The sequence below is a fragment of the Streptomyces sp. MnatMP-M17 genome (assembly GCF_900091995.1).
Lineage (GTDB): Bacteria > Actinomycetota > Actinomycetes > Streptomycetales > Streptomycetaceae > Streptomyces.
In genome coordinates this window covers 1-1,410 of sequence record NZ_FMDK01000890.1, presented here as the reverse complement: position 1 = coordinate 1,410, position 1,410 = coordinate 1, and the positions used below count along the sequence as shown (strand labels likewise).

Genomic DNA, 1,410 nt, shown 5'->3' with positions numbered 1-1,410 from the left:
GCGCGGTCCCGGACGATCCGGACGAGGCCGCCGCCGTATGGCGGGCCTGGCTGGCGCACCGAAGACTTCTGCTCCTGCTGGACGACGCCGCCGCCGAGGCCGATGTCCGGCCGCTGCTGCCGGATGCCGGAGCCAGCGCCGCGGTGATCACCGCCCGCTCCCAACTGGGCGGACTCGCACCGGCCCACCGGCTCGCGCTGGCGCCGTTCTCCATGGCCGAGGCCCTCGATCTGCTGGCGGGCATCATCGGGCCCGACCGGCTGCGCGCCGACCTGGGCGCCGCCGAACGCATCGTCGCGGCCACGGGCATGCTGCCGCTCGCCGTCCGGGTGAGCGGACTGAAACTGGCCGTACTGCGCCATCTCCCGCTCGGTGAGTACGCGGCACGGCTGGCCGACGACAGCTCTCTGCTGGACGAACTCACCGCGGGCGACATGGACGTACGCCCTCGGCTGTCGAAGTGCTGGAGCGAGCTGCCCGAGACGAGCAGAACGGTGCTGCGCCGCCTCGGAACTCTTCCGGGGCCAGTCTTCACGCTCCATGAGGCGGCGGCCGTGCTCGCCCGTGGGCAGGACCAGGCCCGCAGGGAGCTGGAGTCCCTGATGGACGCGGGAATGATCGCCCTGCCGGACAGCGAGGTCACCGCGCACGCGGTGCTCTACGAACTCCCGCGTCTGCTGCATGTCTACGCACGGCAACAGTCCCTCACCGATCCGGCCGGCGCCCGTCACGCGATGGCCTGACCGGCGTTCACGCGCCGCCGGCCGGCCGGGATCACGCGTCGGCCGAGGTCGCCGCAAGGTCCCTCGGGCCCGGCGCCGGCCTGCGGATTTACCGATTTCCAGGCGTCCGTGACCGAGGTTTCGAACCCGTCGCCCGGAGACTTTCCGTACACCGCGATCCGCCGTGCACCGCCGGGAGAGCCGTGCACCGCCGAGAGAGGAGGAACCGCCGTGGAGCTCGCCGAGCTGATGAGTCTGCGCCCGCTGCCGGGCGCCGGGCTGCTGCTGAATCTCACGCGCCGCTGCCCGCTGCACTGCGCCCACTGCTCCTCCTCGTCCACCATGGAGTCCGAGGAGCCGGACGGCGGCCGGCTGCTGCGCTTCGTCGGCTCGTTCCGCGCGGACGACCGTCCCGATGTGCTGATGATGTCCGGCGGTGAGCCTCTGCTGCGACCGGATCTGGTGGCGGCACTGGCCGGGCGCGCCCATCGGGCCGGTAGCCGCTGCGCGCTGCTCACCGGCGCGTTCTTCGCGGCGGACACCGACTCCCGGGACACACCGATCCCGGCGAAGATCCTGCGTGCGATCACCGCGGTCGACCACTTCTCCGTGAGCGTCGACGCCTTCCATGAACGGGAGGTGCCGCGCCGGGCCGTCTTCCGTACGGTACGGCGGGGGGTGGGGGGCG

1 protein-coding gene and 1 pseudogene are annotated in these 1,410 nt (G+C 72.6%); both read left to right on the top strand.

The genetic code is table 11. The annotated features are described in order from the left end of the window. Positions 1-743: pseudogene (locus GA0115259_RS40780) on the top strand (AfsR family transcriptional regulator); the annotation flags it as partial. Between the two features lie 210 nt (positions 744-953). Further along, on the top strand, positions 954-1,410 hold a 457-nt coding region (locus tag GA0115259_RS32815), incomplete at its 3' end, for a radical SAM protein (protein WP_141716786.1).